The sequence below is a fragment of the Nocardia sp. SYP-A9097 genome (assembly GCF_009649815.1).
GTDB lineage: Bacteria > Actinomycetota > Actinomycetes > Mycobacteriales > Mycobacteriaceae > Nocardia.
Window position 1 is genome coordinate 79071 of the sequence record NZ_WJIC01000028.1, and the last position, 19279, is coordinate 98349.

General features: G+C 69.5%; 4 protein-coding genes. All 4 read right to left on the reverse strand.

Annotated features, from left to right (window positions below; genetic code table 11):
- Nucleotides 1-2: 2 nt before the first annotated feature.
- Nucleotides 3-1118 carry an alpha/beta fold hydrolase gene (locus GFY24_RS34035; RefSeq protein WP_228566917.1) on the reverse strand — a complete coding sequence of 372 codons (1116 nt, stop codon included), beginning with the start codon at nucleotides 1116-1118 and terminating at the stop codon, nucleotides 3-5.
- Nucleotides 1115-3385 carry a thioester reductase domain-containing protein gene (locus GFY24_RS34040; protein ID WP_153809219.1) on the reverse strand — a complete coding sequence of 757 codons (2271 nt, stop codon included), beginning with the start codon at nucleotides 3383-3385 and terminating at the stop codon, nucleotides 1115-1117. The genes GFY24_RS34035 and GFY24_RS34040 overlap by 4 nt, the downstream gene beginning before the upstream one ends.
- A 12-nt stretch (nucleotides 3386-3397) precedes the next feature.
- A complete protein-coding gene (locus GFY24_RS34045; protein ID WP_153809220.1) occupies nucleotides 3398-18532 on the reverse strand; it encodes a type I polyketide synthase in 15135 nt (5044 codons plus the stop codon).
- A 242-nt stretch (nucleotides 18533-18774) separates the two neighbouring features.
- A complete protein-coding gene (locus GFY24_RS34050) occupies nucleotides 18775-19167 on the reverse strand; it encodes a DUF4260 family protein (RefSeq protein WP_153809221.1) in 393 nt (130 codons plus the stop codon).
- Between the last annotated feature and the right edge of the window lie 112 nt (nucleotides 19168-19279).

Genomic DNA, 19279 nt, shown 5'->3' on the forward strand with positions numbered 1-19279 from the left:
CCTTACGTTCGAGTGAGTTCGGCGGATACCGGCTCCTCCTGCCGGCACTCTGCGAGAAAGTCGAGGATGTGCCCGAAGACGTCGACGGCCGCGCCGCGGCCGATGAACATGTCCAGGTGCCCGTACGACGGCACCTCGACATAGCGCAGCGGGAGGTCCGGATGTCGCAGTGCGAGTACCTCGTGGCACAGCCGGTTGGAGTCCAGCCACAACCCGTTCCGGCTGCCGGAGATCAGCAGGACCGGGCAGGCGATCCGGTCGGCGTGGTCCAGGGCGTTCTCGGGCAGGGCCCGGTACCGTTCGTCGTTCTCGTTCCAGCGCACCACCGCGTGCTCGGATTCGACCTGCCGCAGATGCGGCAGGATCCAGAGCGGGATGGGGCCGAGTAGTTCGGCGAGCCGATCGTGGGTGCGCGGATCCAGATGATCGTGTTCGAAGAGCGTGCCGCCCATCCCCCACGCTCGATGTACGAAACGGCAGGTGGGGTCGGGGCAGCCGGCGCCTCGGGAGAGCAGTGCGAAGACCGGTGTGTACCGCGACCACAGTCCGACCCGGCGGAAGTCGCTGGGAATGTGGTCGAAGCGGGAACGCAGCAGCTCCCCGCCCACGGTCATCCGCAGGCGCGCCGAGGTGGCCATCTTCGGCGTCAGGAACACACCCTGCGCGACCACGCCAGCGAGCCCGGGCACGAGGCCGGCGGTCATGCTCATCGAGAGCGCGAGCGCGCCGATGCAGTGCGCCACCACGAGCAACGGTCGTGCCCCGATTCGTTCCCGGATATGCGCGACCGCGGCCGGAATGTCGTAGAGGGCGACATCGTCGTAGCTGAATCGGGTGCCGTTCTCGTTGTACGGCAGGCGGCAACTGCCACGCCAATCCAATAGCCACGGCTCGTACCCGTTGTCGATCAGCACTTCGGCGATATTGCGAATCTCGGGGAGCAGGAACATATCCGAGGACGCGGTGTGGCCGTGCAGGAGCAGCACCGCCGGACCCGGTTCCCGTCCGGAGGTCGCCCGGACCCGTCGCAGCGTGAGCACCACCCCGTCGGCGACCGGCAGGGACTCCTGCTCGATGGTCGCGCCGTCGATATGCGGGTGCGGGGGGACCGCGATCATCGCAGCGCCTTTCGTTCGGGGTCGGCGCGCAGCTCCAGCACTTCCGCGCCGGCACGGGTCAATGGCTCCAGCAGTCCCTGGCCGACCTGGGTGCCGAACCAGGCCAGCCAGATCAGCTTCGCTATGCGCCGCTGCCGTTCGGAGAGCCGCGGGTCGAATCGGATGCCGTCGATCTGGTCGGGCACGTAGCTGTCCGCGGGGACGACCACTTCGCCGTGGAAGCCGGCGGGATGGTCCGTGCGGCCGATCTCGACCGTCAGCGCCCGCGCCTGCCGCAGCAGGTCGCGACGGGCCCGCGCGGTCTTCTGCCCCTCCAGCCACCAGGTCTGTCCGCGCGCGTCACGCAGCAGCAGCCGGTATCGCATCAGTGGGCGACCCAGGCCCGCGCGCAGTGGGACACCGTCGCGGGGTCGTATCCAGAGGTCACCGGAGAGCACGGTCAGCGGCTCGGCGTGGATGCCCGGGCAGGTGAGCTCACCGCGCACATCGACGCGGCGTTCGGCGGTCAGCTGGTACATGCTCGCGATCGACAGGGACAGCGACAGCGCGCACGGGTATCGCTGCCCGTCGCCGGCGTGCACCGATCCCAGGATCGTCTCGGGGAACCACAGATACGGGGCGTCGTCCCGATGTGGCAACCGGGCCAGCCCGTCGCGAGCCAGCAGTTCGAAGGTCTTCTGTTGCGCCCGCGCGTCGTAGGGCGCCGGCTCGGGCAGCCGGTGCGCGCGCACGAAGGCGCGGGTGCGCTCACCGGTCGCGGCGGGCGCGGACATCGAAGCCTCGCACAATGCCTGCGCGGTGGGCGACTCCAGCATGCGCGCCAGAAACTCCAACTCCGGAACCGGTTCGGCGCGAATGGAATTCAAAGTTTCCGCACGCCACTGCGGCCAGCCCTGGATGCGGGTGTGCATTCCCGCGAGCGACATTTCCCGGCGGATCTCGTCCAATCCGCGGGGTACTCCGGTGAGGTGATAGTTGTACCCCCACGCACCGGGCTCGCACACGATGGCGGCCGCGATGCGACTCACCCAATTCACGGGTGCGACGTTCAGATGGCGGAAGGCGGGCATGGTCCGGAACCGCGAGAAGGACGCGAGTAACGCGCTGCTGAGATCGTGCGGATTGTGCGCGCCGGTTTCGGTGTGCCCGCCGATCCCGCCGGGCCGCAGCAGGGTGACGGTGACGCCGTGCTCACGGGCCCGGCGCAGTGCGGCCTCGGCGGCCCATTTGGTCCTGTCGTATCCGGCTTTCAACCCGTCGAGGTGCGCGACCGGATCATCCTCGCCCATCGCGGCGATCCCGATCTCGTTGAAGACGGCGATCGACGAGATATGGTGCAGCGGTTTCACTTTGCCCTCGACCGCCAACCGGGCCAGGGTCAGTGGGCCGGCCACATTGGCACTGCGCAGCGACGAGTATCCGCGCAGGAAGTCCACCGCCGCGGCGACATTGACGATCGAGTCCAGGTCCACGGCCAGGGCATTCCAGCGCTCATCCGGCAGGCCCAGGCGCGGGTGGCGGATATCGCCGGGCAGCACCGTCACGCGCCGGTCGATCTCCGATGACCAGCGCATGCCGAACCGCGTCAATCCGGCGGCGAGCCGCTGGGTCGCCGCCTCGGTGTCCTCGCCACGAACGAGACAGACGATATGTGCGTCACTGTGGCGCAGCAGGTCCAGCAGCAGATGGCTGCCGAGAAAGCCGGTCGCCCCGGTCAGCAGGATCCGGCGCGGGGCCGTGTGCGCGGGCGCACCGACGAAGGGCAGGCCGTCCGCGGTCGCGATATCGGCCATGAGTTGACGTAGTTCCTCATCACCGGCGGTGGGTACGGACTCTGCCGGGCGGATCGGATCGAGGACCGGTAGCGATGGCGCGTTCCCGGCAAGCCAGCGTCGGGCCAACTGTCGCGGTCTCGCGTCCGCGAATACGTCGTCGAGGTCGATATCGATATCGAGTTCGCGCGCGATCGTCGCGACGAGTTGAACCGCGTCCACCGAGGTCGCCCCGGCGTCGAAGAAATCGGTGTCCGGGCCGAGTGCGCCGGGCGGTGTGAACCGATTCGCGATCGCGGTCACGGCCGTGGCCAGCCCATCAAGAGTCCACGCGTCCTGAACCGCTGCCGCGTTCGCCCGGGCGAGCGGCACCGCTTCCGGCGGTGCCGGCACCTCCTCGACGCGACCTCTGAGGCGCTCGAGCAGTGCGGAGACGGACCGCCCGCCGTCCTCACGTTCGATCGGGTCGAGGCCGCCCTGTCGTGAAATGACCATGTGTGTCTCCCCTTACCGCTCCCACGACCGGAACGCGCGCAGCCGCTCGAGCGGCACCAGCACATCCGGTTCCCGAATATCGATCTCGCCGCCGAGTGCGGCGATCAGTCGCCGCGCCGGCACGTTCCGTGGCGTGGCGCGGGTGCGCAGCCGCACCCGCGCGCATCCGAGCGTCTCGGCGCGGTCGGCGATCCAGCTCAGCAGCCGTTCCTCGACACCACGCCCGAGCGCCCGGCAGCTCAGGTGCCAGCCGTCCACGTACAGGACGTCCGGCTCGGCGCGCAGCGCCAGGACGCCGATCTGGCCGTAGTCGCCGAACCGGTCGCGGGCCGCGGCCGTCCACACCTCGCCGTCGCGGTGCCAGCGGTCGAGTTCCCCGTCCGCCACCTGATGCAGAGCGAACTGGTTGGTGCGGCGGATCAGTTGCCGCGATCGTTCGACGGTCGAGTCGGCCAGCGCCTCGATATCGACTTCCAGCCCGAGCCGGTCGAGGAAGTCGGCGAACTCCAGTTCGGCGCGCACCGAATCCCGGTCTCGTTCCTGCCGATAGAAGTCGGCGCGGGCGGCGTCCTCGGCGGTGACGGCGTCCGGGATCATCGGCCACAGTGCGGTCAGGAACGGCACCAGTTCGTCCTCGGGCGGACACAGCAGGCTCGACACCTCCGGGAGCGCGGCCCGCACCCCGGCCACTTCGACCGGGTTGTCGTCGAGGAATACGAAACTGTCCAACCCGAGATTCAACTCGCGGGCCAGGTCCCGGATACGCTCGGATTTGGGCTGCCAGCCGGTGGAGATCGCGCTGAAGTGCTCCGCGCGCAGTATGCCGTCGGGCCGGTCGAGCACCGCGCGCACGGTCTCGTCATCGTTATTGCTCACCAGCGTGAGCAGGACGCCGGCGGCGCGCCAGCGCAGCAGTTTGTGCGCCAGTACCGCGCGGGCACCGTCGAGGCCGACGGTTTCGGGACCCGATTCGGCGGCGACCCCGCGCCACAGGGTGCCGTCGCCGTCGAGGACCAGCACCTTCGGTGGCACCGCGCGCACGGCGCCGATCAGGTCCGCCAGGGTCAGCGCGACCGCGGCCTGGAACTCCTCGCCGAACGGCAGATGTGCCAGCGCCTCGGTCCGCTCGTCGAACCGGTTGTCGACGTGATGATGCCGGGTCCAGTCGGCCGCCGCGACCACGGCAACGCCCGGTAGGTCGCGAATCCTGTTGTACAGCAACTGTTCCCACGCCGCCAGCCGGTCGTCGGCCACCCGCGCCGGGAGGAATCCGACAATCAGCGGTATGCCGGTCCGCCCCCGGTGCTCGGCCACTACGGTGAGGTAGACCTCGGCCAGCTCGGCCAGCAGATCGTCGCGGATCGGGCCGAAACGCTCCAGATCCGCTGCTCGCAACAGCATGACTCCGATATCGGTCGCCGGTTCCGCGAACACACCCGACGGATCCCGCAGATTCGCGAGCACCTGATGGTAGGGAGCCTCGCGGATCACGGTGTTGTCGGCCGCGAGCCCCAGCAGTGCGCCCAGGTTTCCCAGCGCGAAGGTGGACGCGAGCGCGACCCGCACCGGTGGGCGCGTCGTAGCCGCGGGCCGGGCCGGGATGTCCGGATCCGCGGCCATCGCCTCGAGCAGTGCGATGAATTCGCCGCCGAGCCGCGAGCACTGGGCCGCATCGATGATGTCGAGATTGTGGTTGAGGACAACGCATTCCAGGTCCGCCATGACGGTGATCATGAGATCGAGGTCGGAGTAGCCGACTCCGGCCGGAACCATTTCCGCGCCGGCGAGCGCGGCATTGGCGCGCAGGAAGTTGAAGTACACCTCGATCATCGGCGCGTCGGCGCGGAACAGATCCGCTTCGGCGAGGACGGCCAGCGCGTCGGAGAAGCTCGCGCCCTTGGCCAGCAGTCGATGCAGTTTGCCGCCGGTGCGCCGCAATACGTCGGCGGCCCGTTCGTCCGCGCGCACATTCGCCGGATACGGCACCGGCACCCCGAAGTATCCGATCGCGCCGGGAGCGTCGATGTGGAATCGGGTGTCCACCGGAACCGCCAGTACGAACCGGTCACACTCCTGCCGACGTGCGAGCAACAGGGTCAGGGTGCCCAGGAAGAACGCGGCGGGTGTGATGCCGAGTTCGCTCGCCCGTTCGGACACCCGGCGCAGGAGTCCCTCGGGGAGTCCGACCGCGAGGGTGCCCGCACGATAGGAGCGCCGGGCCGGTCGCTCATCGGCAAGGTCGAGTCGCCGGGACCCGGTGAATTCCGCACGCCATGCGGCCATCCCGGGATCGTCCCCGGGCGCGCGTTCGCTGTGCTGCGCCTGCAGCAGCTGTTCGATATCGCGATTCGACGCCGCCGCCGTGAGTGTCGCGCCGCCCAGCTCGGCGGCGATCTCCCCGGCGACGAGCAATACCGATTGCGCGTCGCAGACCGCGTGGTGCGCGCCGAAGATCAGCACCTGGTCGCCCGAGGGCCAGTCCAGTAACTCGAATCGCCACAGCGGGGGCACGGCGAGGTCGAATTCCGGTTCCATCAACTCTCGGAGCCGTTGCGCGACAACATCATCGGCATATTCGCCGACCTCCGCCGAATGCGTTACCGCGATGCCGGAGGCGGCGGCGACCGCCAGCAGCCGCCTCTGCTCGGCATCGGTGACGATGGCCGTGCGCAGTGCCGCGTGCCGATCGGCGATGCGCGCGACGATGGCCGTCAAGGCCGCGCGGGTCGTGGTCGTGCCGAGCCGGATGGCCAGGCCGACGGTGTGCGCGGCACCCGGGACACCGTCGCGCGCACTGCGCAGCAGCCGGATCACATCGCGCGTGGCGGGTACCAGCAGGTCACCCGCCACCGGGCTGCCATTGTCCGGCGTATCCGGAACGTCCGGGACCAGCGGCTCGGCCGCGGCCGCGGCGACGAGATGGCGGGCGAACGCGCGCGGAGTGGGATGGTCGAAGACCGCGCCGACCGCGACGGCGATCCCGGTGCTGTCCCGCACCGCGTTTCGCAGCTCGACAGCCATCAGCGAATCGAAGCCGAGGTGCTGGAACGTGCGCTCCGGGTCGACCTCGTTGCCCGCGCGCCCCAGCACCCGGGCGGTGTGCTGCCGCACCAGGTCCGAGGCGACGGTGAGAGCCTGTGCAGGGGCGAGCCCACCGAGCCGCACGAGCGGCCGGCCGGTCGCCGCCGGCGCCGATCCGGCCGCCGCCGCCCGCGGTAGACCCGCTCCGGCCAAGGCGCCGAACAACTTCGGCAGCGCGGGCGCGGCCCGCAGCGCGCCGATATCCAGGCGCAGCGGCAGCAGCGCGGGCTGTTCGAACGCTATGGCGGCGTCGAACAGCGCCAATCCTTCACGATCGGTCATCGGGCGCAGACCCGAGCGCGCCAACCGGGCGCGACCGGCGGTGTCCAGGGACTGTGTCATGCCGGTGTCCCACCACCCCCAGCCGAGGGAGTGCGCGGCCAGCCCGTGGGCGCGCCGATGGGCGGCGAGCCCGTCGAGGAACGCGTTGGCGGCCGCGTATGCGCTCTGCCCGGCCGAGCCCAGTGTTCCCGCCGCCGAGGAGAACAGGGCGAACAGGGACAGGTCGAGCTCCGCGGTCAACTCGTGCAGGTGCAGTGCCGCGTCCACCTTCGGCCGCAGCACCGCGGCGAGCCGCTCGGGTGTGGTGGTGTGCACGGTGGCGTCGTCGATGATGCCCGCACAGTGCACCACGCCCGAAAGCGATTCTCCGGCAATCAATTCGCGCAGTGCGGCGCGATCGGTGACATCGCAGACGGCGACGACGACGTCGACGCCCAGTCCGGCCAGCTCCCGGGACAGTTCGGCGGCGCCGGGCGCGGCCGGGCCCCGGCGGCTGGCGAGCAGCAGCCGCTTCACCCCGTGGGCGACGGCGAGGTGCCGGGCCAGCACCGAGCCGATACCGCCCGGGGCCCCGGTCACCAGCACCGATCCGCCCTCGAGGCCGGGCGCCCGCGGCGCGGCCGGCGCCGGTACCCGGCCCAGCCGGGCCGCGTGGACGACCCCGCGGCGGACGAGGAGCTGGGATTCCCCCGCGGCGGCGTAGGCGGCGGCATCGCAGTCATCGGTGTCGACGAGCACGATCCGTCCGGGATTCTCCAGCTGCGCCGATCGAACCATGCCCCAGACGGCCGCCCCGGCCAGATCGAGCACGTCCTCACCCGCGAGCCCGACCGCGCGCCGCGTCGACACCACCAGCGTGGTGTCGACGCCGAGGGAGCGCAATACCGCGAGCATGTCCAGGGTGGCGGCGTGCACGGCGGCGGCGGTGTTTCCCGGGGCAGGTTCGTGCACGAGGATCTCGCCCGCGGCCGCCGAGTCCGGCACCGGCACCGGCTGCCATGTCAGGTGCAGCAGATCGCGGGGGCTGCTCGCCCCGGCGAGCCGTGCGGCCGAAATCGGCCGGGCGAGTACCGAATCCGCGCGCAGCACCGGCCGTCCGACCGCATCGGCAACGGTCAGGGTCACCGAGTCGGTACCCGCAGGTCGGATCCGTACCCGCAGTGCGGTCGCGCCGCGCGCGCAGACCCGCACACCGGCCCAGGCCAGGGGAACCAGTGTCCGGTCGTCGTCACCGTGGGCGATCAGCATGGCGTGCAGCGCCGAATCCAGCAGGGCCGGGTGCACGAGGTAACGTTCCGCGGTCTGCGCGAGGGCTCCGGTCACGGCCACCTCCGCGTAGAGGTCGTCGCCGTGCCGCCAGGCGGCGCGCAGGCCGCGGAACGCCTCGCCGTATTCGTAGCCGCGCGCTCGCAGGTCCTGATACCGGCCATCGATGTCGATCGCGGTGGCCCCGGCCGGTGGCCATTGCGAAAGTTCCTGTCCCGCAGGGTCTTCGGTCGACACGGCCAGTACACCCTCGGCGTGCAAAACCCACGGTGCGTCCGGTTCCGATTCCGCGCGGGAACGGATGAATACCTTCCGATCGCCGTCCGGGTCACCCGCGTCGACGCTCACCAGGACCTGCAGACCCTCATGCTCGGGGACCACCATCGGCTCCCGCAGCAGCAGTTCCCGCACCGCCCCGGCACCGGCCTCGGCACCGGCTCGCAATGCCATTTCCACGAATCCGGTTCCCGGCATGAGCGCGAGGCCCGATACGACGTGGTCGGCGAGCCACGGATGAGTGCGCCGGGAAACCCGGCCGGTGAGCAGTACTCCACCGGAATCGACAACCGGTACGACCGCGCCCAGGATCGGGTGGTCTCCGGCGGTCAGGCCGAGCCCGGCGGCATCGGTGGGCGGCAGCGGGTCGAGCCAGTAGCGCGAGCGCTGGAACGGATAGGTCGGCAGTTCCACACCGCGCGCACCGGATTCGGCGAAGTGCCGGTCCCACACCGGATTCCCGCCCGAAACCCACAGTGCGGCAACGGATTTGACAAATCGTTCGAGACCACCGTCCCGGCGTCGCAAGGATCCGCCGATGAAGGTATCCGCCGATTCCCCGACCTCGTCGAGGGTTTCCTGCAGTGCGAAGGTCAATACCGGGTGGGCGCTGATCTCGACGAAGGTCCGATACCCGCGCTGGTACGCGGCTCGCACGGCCCGCTCGAAGTGGACCGGTTCCCGGACGTTCCGATACCAGTGAGTCGCGTCCAAGGTCGTCGTATCCAGCTCATCCCCGGTCACGGTGGAGAAGAACGTCACGCTCGATGCCGAACCGGTGATGGTCAGGTCCGTGGCGAGCCGCTCGGACACGGCCTCGACGCACCGCGAATGCGAGCCGTACCGAATCGCCACGCGGCGCGCCCGGATCTGCTCGCCCCGGAACTCGCCGAGTAGTTCGTCGACCGCCGCGGCATCACCGGAGACCACCGTCGAGCTGGGGCTGTTGACGGCGCCGATCTCCAGCCGCCCCGCGAATCGCGTGAGCCGTTCACGGACCCGATCCACCGGTAGCGGCACGGTCACCATCGCGCCGCTGTCCGCGAGCGGGAGCAGGGCGAGCCCGCGCCGCGTCACCAATTCCGCGGCCTCGGCCAGGGACAGCGCTCCGGCCGCGTACGCGGCGACGATCTCACCTTGGGAATGTCCGATGACCGCCGCGGGCCGGATATCGAACTCGGCCCAGAGTCGAAGCAGCGCCACCTGTACCGCGAACAACGCGGGCTGCACCACATCCAGTCGGTCGGCCTCCGGCGCGCCGGGTATCCCGCGCAGTACATCGATCAGCGACCAGTCCACGAATTCCTCGATGGCGCGGGCACATTCGCGCAGTTGATCGGCGAACACCGGCGATGAGTCCAGGAGTTCACACGCCATCCCCGCCCACTGCGATCCGTGTCCGGGGAAGACGAATACCGGTGCGTCGATCGCGGTGGCGGCGCCGCGCACGAGATCCGGGTGCGGTGCGTCGGCGGCCAGCGCCGCGAGACCGGCCAGGAGCTGATTCCGGTCTCCGCCGACCACCACCGCGCGCCGGTCGAATACCGCGCGGCCCGTCACCAGCGTGCGTGCAATATCGGCGAGGCCGAGGTCGGGGTGTTGTTCGAGATGGGTCAGCAGTCGGCGAGCCTGTGCGGACAGCGCCTCGTCGGCGGCGGCGGACAGCACCAGCGGCAGCACGGCAGGCGCGACGCCCAGCTCGGCCACGGGTTCGGCCGGCGCCTCCGCCAGAATCACGTGCGCGTTGGTGCCGCTGATTCCGAATGACGACACCCCGGCCCGGCGTGGCCGGTCACCGGCGGGCCACGGTCGCGGCGCGGTCAGCAATTCGACCGCCCCCGCCGACCAGTCGACGTGTGTGCTGGGCGCATCGATATGCAGGGTGGCGGGCAGGGTTTCGGCCCGCAGGGCCGCGACCATCTTGATCACCCCGGCAATACCCGCGGCGGCCTGGGTATGCCCGATATTGGATTTGATCGACCCGAGCCACAGCGGGGTTTCGCGCCCTTGGCCATAGGTCGCCAGCAGGGCTTGGGCCTCGATCGGATCACCCAGGGCGGTGCCGGTGCCATGTGCTTCGACCGCGTCGACCTCGCCCGCGCTCAGACCCGCGCTGGCGAGCGCCTGCCGGATGACCCGCTGCTGCGCCGGACCGTTCGGCGCAGCGAGCCCATTGCTCGCGCCGTCCTGATTCACCGCCGAGCCCGCGAGCATCGCGAGCACCGGGTGCCCGAGCCGCACCGCGTCCGAGTACCGCTCGAGCACCACCACGCCGGCGCCTTCGGAGAAGCCGGTCCCGTCCGCGGCCTCGGCGAACGCCTTGCACCGGCCATCGGGAGCCAGACCCTGTTTGCGCGCGAAACCGATGAATACGCCCGGTGTCGCCATGACCGTCACACCGCCGGCGAAGGCCAGCGAGCATTCGCCCGCCCGCAGCGCCTGGGCCGCGACATGCAGCGCGACCAATGACGACGAACAGGCGGTATCGACGGTGACCGCAGGCCCCTCGAGCCCGAGCGAGTAGGCGACGCGTCCGGAAACGACACTGCCCGTGCTGCTTTCGGTCAGGTACCGTTCGGCCTCCTCCGATACCCGGCCGGTCAGGCGTCCGGCGTAGTCGAAGTACGTGACACCGGTGTAGACCCCGGTGGCACTGCCCCGCAGGGACTCCGGCGAGATCCCGGCCCGCTCGAGCGCCTCCCAGGTGACCTCCAGCATCAGCCGCTGCTGCGGATCCATCGCGAGCGCTTCGCGAGCGCTGATACCGAAGACGCCGGTGTCGAAGTCGGCGACGCCGTCCACGAATCCGCCTGCGCGCGTGTAGGTTCGGCCTGCCTTGTCCGGGTCGGGGTCGTAGAGACGGTCGATGTCCCAGCCCCGGTCGAGCGGAAACGTGGTCAGTACGTCGCGACCGCCGGCCGCGATATCCCAGAGGTCGTCCATGGATTGCACACCGCCCGGGAAGCGGCAGCCCACCGAGACGATCACCACGGGATCGTGCGCGCCGCCGGCCTTCGCCGCGCCGTGGGACGTGTCCGCCCGCGCGCGCTCCGGCAGCAGCTCGGACACCAGGAAGCCGGCCAGCGCGACCGGTGTCGGATAGTCGAAAATGGCTGTGGCAGGCAGCTTCACACCGAGCGCCGCCTGCATTCTGTTGCGGAGTTCGAGCGCGCCGAGCGAATCGAATCCGAGGTCGGCAAAGCTGGCCTGTGGCCGGATGGCGTGTGTGCCGGTATGACCGAGCGCGGCCGCGGCGTGTTCGCGGACCAGCGTCAGCATCCGCCGATCCCGGTCGGCGCCGTCGAGACCGGCCGGTCCGGCCTGAGTCGTGGCGGACCCCGGGGTTCCCGGGTCGGCGATGCGGCGCGGCACGGCGACGAGTCCGCGCAGGACCGGCGGCAGCGTGATGAGCGCGCGCAGCGCGCGCCGGTCGATCCGAACCGGTGCGGCCACGGGCGGGTTCGCGGTGGTCGCGGCGTCGAAGAGTTCGAGCCCCGCGCGCGCCGAGAGGCCCAGGATCCCTTGGCGGCGCATCCGGCCGTGTTCGCGCTCGCCGAGGTGACTCGACATCTCGCCCGAGTCGGCCCAGAGCCCCCAGGCGAGCGAGAGACCGGGCAGTCCACGATGCCGCCGGTGCCGTGCGAGCGCGTCCAGGAAGGTATTGGCGGCGGCGTAATTCGCCTGCCCGGCACTGCCGAGCAGACCCGCCGCCGAGGAGAACAGCACGAACGCCGACAGCGGAAGATCCTCGGTCAGCTCGTGCAGATGCCATGCGGCGTCGACCTTCGGACGGAAGGCCGCGGCGAGGTGCGCGGGCGTGGTGCGCGCGAACGACGCGTCGTCGAGGTGTCCCGCGGCGTGCACGACACCGGTGAGTGGATGCTCCGGTGCGATCCCCTCGAGCACCGCGGCGAGGCCCGCCCGATCCGCCGCATCACACGCGACGATTCGAACCCGCGCGCCGAGCGCCTCAAGCTGTGCCCCGAGTTCGGCCGCCCCGGGAGCATCCGGCCCCCGGCGACTCAGTACGAGCAACTGCCGAACCCCGTGCGCGGCAACCAGATGCCGGGCGATGAGCCCGCCGATCAATCCGGTGCCCCCGGTCAGCAACACGGTGCCATCCGGTGTCCAGGACACCGATGAAGCGCCGCCGGACCACTCCGACGGCCCGCCGTCCGTTGTCACCGACGGCAAGCCGTTTGCTGCCGCCGAGAATGAGTCGGCGACCGCGGGCAGTGCGGGCGAGCCATCGCCGACCGGACGCGCCGCGACGAGTCGAGGTGCCGACAATGTGCCGCGCACCAGTGCGAGCTGCGGCTCATCGGTGGCGAGCGCGGCGGCGATGGCCTGATCTTCACGGTCCCAGTCATCGACGTCGAGCAGCACGATCCGGTCGGGATGCTCCGATTGCGCAACCCGCAGCATGCCCCAGATCGGTGCGCGCGCAAGGTCTTCCACGCCGCCGCTGACCGCACCACCGGTGGTGACGACGAGTTTGGCGGCAGCGTGATCCTCGGCGAGCCAGGTCTGCACGAGCGCGAGTACCGCCGCGGACTCCGCGTGGGCCGCCTCGGCCACCTGCCCGGTGTTCGGCTCGCCTCGCAGCGACAGCACCCGCGGCACGACGGGATCCGCGCCGGCGAACGCACGGATATCGATTCGCCGAGCCGCCACACCGTGCTCGTCCAACCGGCCCACCTCGACCCAGTCGAGCGTGAACAGCGCCTGATCGGTGTCACCGGGCACGGAGCCGATCTGTTCGACTGCCACCTGTCTGGTGGCGAGTGCCCCGACCGTCGCCACCGGTGCACCGGCCGCATCGGCGAGGGCGATCCGCACGGTCCGATCGCCCATCGCAGTGAGCCGCACTCGCAGAGTGGTGGCTCCGACCGCGTGGATCCGCACCCCCGTCCAGGAGAACGGCAGCAGGACCTGTCCGGGTTCCACTGTGCCGCCGAGGAATTCGATCGCATGCAGCGCGGCATCGAACAGCGCGGGGTGCAGTGCGTACGCCGAGGCGTCGGCACGGGCCTGGCCGGGCAGTGTCACCTCGGCGAAAACTTCTGTGCCGCAGCGCCATACGGCGTGCAGACCACGGAATACCGGCCCGTATTCATAGCCGCGTTCACGTAGCCGCTCGTACAGGTCGCCGATCTCGAGGGGAACCGATCCGGCGGGCGGCCAGTGCTCGAAAACGTTGTCCCGGGCCACCGGTTCCGGTCCACCGGGCGTCACCGTGCCCCGCGCGTGCAGTTCCCATCCGCCGTCCTCCCGCTCCGGACGGGAGTGGATGGTCAGGGCACGTTCCCCTGATTCGCCCGGTCCGCCGAGGGCGACCTGTATCCGGATCGCATCGTCCGCGCCGAGGCGCACCGGTGCGTGCAGTACCAATTCCGCCACGCTCGCGCAGCCGACTTCCCGTGCGGCGCGCTCGGCCAGCTCGAGCAGAGCGGTACCCGGGAGCATGGCCGTGCTCGCCACGGCGTGCTCTGCCAGCTGCGGATGGGTGCGCGCCGAGAGTCGGCCCGTCAGCGTCACACCTCCCGTTTCCGGCTGCGGCACAACGAAATCCACGAGCGGGTGCCCTGCCGGGGAAAGACCGTGCGCACTGTCGGCCGCCGACTGGGGGTCGGTCCAATAGGACTGCGTATCCCACGCGTAGGTGGGCAGTTCGGCCCGGCCGTGTGCGGGAAGCAATCGCGGCCAGTCGATATTCCAGCCCCCGGCGTACAGCCCGGCGAGGGCACGATCCATACAGTCGGGACCGTCCTCCCCCCGGCGTAATGATCCGACGACCACGACCTCCCGGCCCTTGCCCTCGGCAACGCTGTGGATGGCCGTCATGAGCGCGGGGTGCGGGGCGAGCTCCACGAAGTACCGGAACCCGTCGTCGAGCATGCGCTCGAGCGTGGGCGCGAAGCGGACGGTCTCGCGCAGATTGTGATACCAGTAGTGGGCGTCGATCGGTTTGCGCGGCATCGGCTCACCGGACACCGTCGAGTACCACGGAATTGTGGTGGGGTGTGCGGCGATCCCGGCGAGATCCGCCAGCAACGGCGCTCGGATCGGCTCGACATGGGGACTGTGCCCGGCGACGTCGATCCCGAGTCGTTTGACGTAGACGTGTTCTCGTTCGAGGTCGCCGAGCAGCGCCGCGAGTGGCTCCCGCTCGCCGGCGAGCACCGTGGCGGTGGAACTGTTGATCGCGGCGACCGATACCCGGCCACCGAGTCCGGTGAGCCGTTGTTCCAGTTCGCCGGCGGGCAGGCCGACCACCGCCATCTGTCCGCGCCCGCCGATCGTCGCGAGTTGTGCACTGCGCGCGGCGATTACGGCGGCGGCGTCGCGCAGGCTCAGTGCCCCGCAGACGTAGGCGGCGGCGATTTCACCCTGACTGTGGCCGACCACGCCCTGAGCTGTTATCCCGAATGATCGCCACACCGCGGCGAGCGAGACCATCACCGCGAACAGGATGGGTTGCACGACCGCTTCACGGGACAGCGATTCCGGCGCCAACTCCTGCTCGAACAGCAGATCCCGCACGGACCAGTCGAGATGTCCGCGCAGTTCGGCGTCACACCGATCGAATTCCCGGCCGAACACCTCGGATCGGCCGATCATGTCGCGCGCCATGCCGACCCACTGCGACCCCTGACCGGGGAATACGAACGCGAGTTTGCCGGATCCGGGCGCGGCGTCACCCCCGACGACCAGACCGGGCGCGGGCCGCCCATCGACCAGGCCGCGCAACCCGTCCCGCAGTCCGGTCCGGTCGTCGGCGACGATGACCGCCCGACGCTCGAAATGCGGTCGGTGCAGCGCCAGGGATCGGGCCACGCTGGGCAGGGGGGTGAGCGCGTCCGCGCCCAGCCAGCCATTCAGCCGTTCGGCCTGCCCGCGCAAAGCCGTCACGCTCCGGGCGGAGATCGGGAAAAGCCTGGCCGGAGCGATCGGCTCGGACTCGGGCTCAACCGGCCGGTGTGGCGCTTCTTCCAGGATCAGGTGCGCGTTGGTCCCGCTGAGCCCGAACGAACTGACTCCCGCACGGCGAACCCGATGCCCGCGCACCCACGGCTGTGCATGCTGCTGTACCGCCAATCCAATAGTGGCCCAATCGATCTCGGCCGAGGGCTGTTCGGCGTACAGCGACGGCGGCACCATCTCATGGCGCAGTGCGAGCACCGTCTTGATCACTCCGGCGATCCCGGCGGCGGCCTGGGTGTGCCCCAGATTGGATTTGAGCGATCCCACGCCCAGCGGCCGGTCGTCCGGCCGGCCGGGGCCGAATACCCGCCCGAGCGCCCGAGCCTCGACGGGATCGCCGAGGGCGGTACCGGTGCCGTGCGCTTCCACGTGGTCGATATCGCCGGGGGCGAGACCGGACACGGCCAGCGCCGCCCGGATGACCTGTTCCTGTGCGAGCCCGTTCGGCGCGGTCAAGCCCTGACTGCGCCCGTCCTGGTTGACCGCCGAGCCGCGGATCACCGCAAGCACCGGATCACCCGCGCGCACGGCGTCGCTGAGTCGTTTCACCATGACGATGCCGCCGCCCTCGGCCCACACCATGCCGTCGGCCGCGGCCGAGAAAGGCCGGCACCGGCCCGACCGGGACATCACCCGCTGCCGACTGAACTCGACGTGCGTATTCGGAGTCACCAGCAGGGTCGCTCCCCCGGCGAGCGCCGCATCGCATTCGCCCGCCCGGATCGCCTGTACCGCCAGATGCAGCGCAACCAGCGATGAGGAGCATGCGGTGTCGATGGTGACGGCGGGTCCGTGCAGTCCGAGCGAGTAGGCGATCCGGCCCGAGGCGATGCTGGTCGCGGTGCCGGTCCCGACGTGACCGTTCAGCTGCCGTACATCGGCGCCCTGCAGATATCCACTGCCGTAAACGCCCAGGTACACACCGGTCGCGGTGCCATTGAGCAGATGCGGGTTCGTTCCGGACCGTTCGATCGACTCCCAGGCCACCTGCATCAGCAGGCGCTGTTGCGGATCCATGGCGGCGGCCTCGCGCGGTCCGATTCCGAAGAACGCCGCATCGAATCGGTCGATATCGGAGAGGAATCCGCCCCGCAGCGAGTAGGTCTTGCCTGCCGCCTCCGGATCCGGGTCCAGGAGTCCCTCGACACTCCAGCGACCGGCCGGTACGTCCGAGACGGCGTCACGGCCGTCGGCCAATAGTCGCCACAGCGCGTCGGGATCATCGGCCCGGCCGGGAAAACGGCAGGCCATCGAGACGATCGCGATAGCGTCGTCGGGCGCGACGGCCCGGGATTCGCGCGACCGGTCCGCGACGGCGCCGACCGCTGCGGCGAGGTCGGCGATGGTCGGATGTTCGAAGACCAGGCTCACCTCCACCGGCCTGCCGATCCGTTCGGATAGTCGATGTACGAGTTCGACCAATCCCCTGGAGCCCAAACCGAATTCGGCCAGCGGCCGCCTGATATCGATTCGGGCCGGGTCGACCCCGGTGGCGGCGGCGACACCGGCCACCAGCCACTCGCGCAGCGAATCCGGTTCGGCCCGGTGCACCGGATCCACTCGCCGCTCACCCGCGACGGTCGCGAGATCCCCCGCGAGATAGGCCGCACGGCACGCCTGCCGCTGGATCTTGCCGCTACTCGTCTTGAATATCGTGCGCGGGCGAATCAGCACCACCGCCCGCACCGGCAGGTCGTGTGTCAGGCTCACCGCCGCCCGGATGGCGTCCTCGATGACGGCGATACCGGCCGCCGCGTCCGCCTTGATCTCGGCGACGATGATCAGCCGCTCACCATCGTCGGCTTCCTCGACGGTGAATGCGGCGACGCATCCCGCCCGCACCGCCGGATGGGCCGACTCGCACGTCAACTCGATGTCCTGCGGATAGTGGTTCGCGCCGTCGATCACGAGCAGGTCTTTGCGCCGCCCGGTGACGAACAGTTCGCCCTCGGTCACGAAGCCCAGGTCGCCGGTGCGCAGAAAGCCCCGGCGGCCATCGTCGAGCACGGCGCGGAAGACCTCGGCGTTGGTCGTTTCGTGCCCGAGATATCCCCCGGCGACGCTGTCCCCGGCGACCCAGATCTCGCCCACGGCTTCCGCGGCGCATTCGCGGTGCGAGTCCGGATCGGCGATCACGACCGTCATGCCCTCGACGGGCTCGCCACAGCTGACCAATTCCCGGTCGGCGCTCTCGTGCCGGAGGAGTCTCGGGGCACGGTCGAGCGGGGACGCGGTGACGATCAAGGTCGCCTCGGCGAGACCGTAGACGGGCCGTGCGGCAGTGGCCCGGAACCCGGTTCGGGCGAATTTCTCCGTGAAACGCCCGATGGTCGCCGCCCGGATCGGCTCCGCGCCATTGAATGCCACTCGCCAGCGACTCAGGTCGATGCTGTCGAGCAGCTGCGGGGTCGCGCGGCGCAGGCACAGCTCATAGGCGAAGTTGGGTCCGCCACTGGTGTGCGCCCGGAATTCCGACAGCGCGGTGAGCCAGCGCTCGGGACGTTGCAGGAAATGTTCGGGCGACAACAGCACCGCGCTGCCGCCGGAGTAGAGGGTGGACAACACCGGGCCGATGAGCCCCATATCGTGGAACATCGGCAGCCAGCTCGCGTACAGGAAGCCGTCCCAGGACGATACGAGCTCGGGGGTGTGTCCCATCGCCGCAGCGATGGCCCGCTGGTTGTGCAGCAGGTTTCCGTGACTGATCATGACTCCGCGCGGAGTGCCGGTCGATCCCGAGGTGTATTGCAGGAACGCGATCGAGTCGGGGCCGAGGTCGGGGCTGTATGCGGAATCGCCTCCGTCCGTACCGATTTCGTCGGTCGCGATCCAGGACAGGGCCGCCAGTTCGGAGAATTCCCGGGATCCGTGCCGCAGGCCCTCCAGCACTTGCCGGGTGGTCAGTACGACGGCGATATCCGCGTCTTCGATGATCTGGCGGAGCCGGCGCAGTGCGCGATCGAGCTCGTGTGAATGCGGTAGTGGCGCGGGAACGGCGATCACATTCGCGGCGACGCACCCGAGGAATCCGCAGATGAACTCCAGCCCCTGCGGGTAGAGCAGCAAAGCGGGCCGAGTTCCCAGCCGGCGTTCTCGTAGCCGCGCGCCGATTGCGCGTGCGCGGCGGCCGAGTTGTGCGTAGGAAAGATCAGCGCAGGGCCCGTCGCTGTCCCCCGATTCCAGGAACCGGTACGCGACCTCATCAGGATATTGCGCTTCTCGATGCGCCAGCACATCCATGAAAGACCTGTAGTGCATTCGGTTACCACCCTTCCCGAACGGCAATCTCTCGATAAGCAAGCATCGCCGCCGCACCTAAAGCACGCCTTGACTGTTGTTTAACCACTTCCAGCCACGTGGTTCGCCGCTTTGGTGGCGCTTTGGATGGTGGTGCGAGAATCACCTGGCGGGCCAGGAGAGGGTTATATGACGAACACATGAAAAAGGGCCTGCCGCAAAATTGCGGCAGGCCCTCGCGAAGTCTCCTCCGGGTGCGATATTTACCGGTGTCCCGCTTCCCGAAGCATCTCTCGCCTGTGGTTTCCAACCAGGCCGAGATGCGTCTCCTCGAAGGTCTTCCCCTTCAAGCCGAAACCGAGCGCCCGAGCGAGTCCATTGTGCGCGAACCAAATACACGATAGTCCGAGCAGAATGTGATGCCCCGTGATCACGTATGCCAGCGCGGTCATCGCGGGCACGAGATGCATATAACCGAGATTGTAAACGAAGGCGCCGGCCCTGGGGCCGAAGGAATATCCGATCATGAATATGTCCAACAGTGCCAAGCCCACAGGAAAGAGCCAGAGGTTGAAATCATGGACGGCGTAGACCCACAGCGCCAGGACGAATATGGCGAAGCTCTCGATCCGCTGAAGTTCGATTGTCTGTTTCATGGTTTTTCCAAAGGTGTGTCGAGGCCGGTCATACGGGCCAACATGTCCACATGCGCGGCGAACAGCGAATCACGCGCGGGCTCGTCGAGGTAATCCAAATGACCATAGGTTT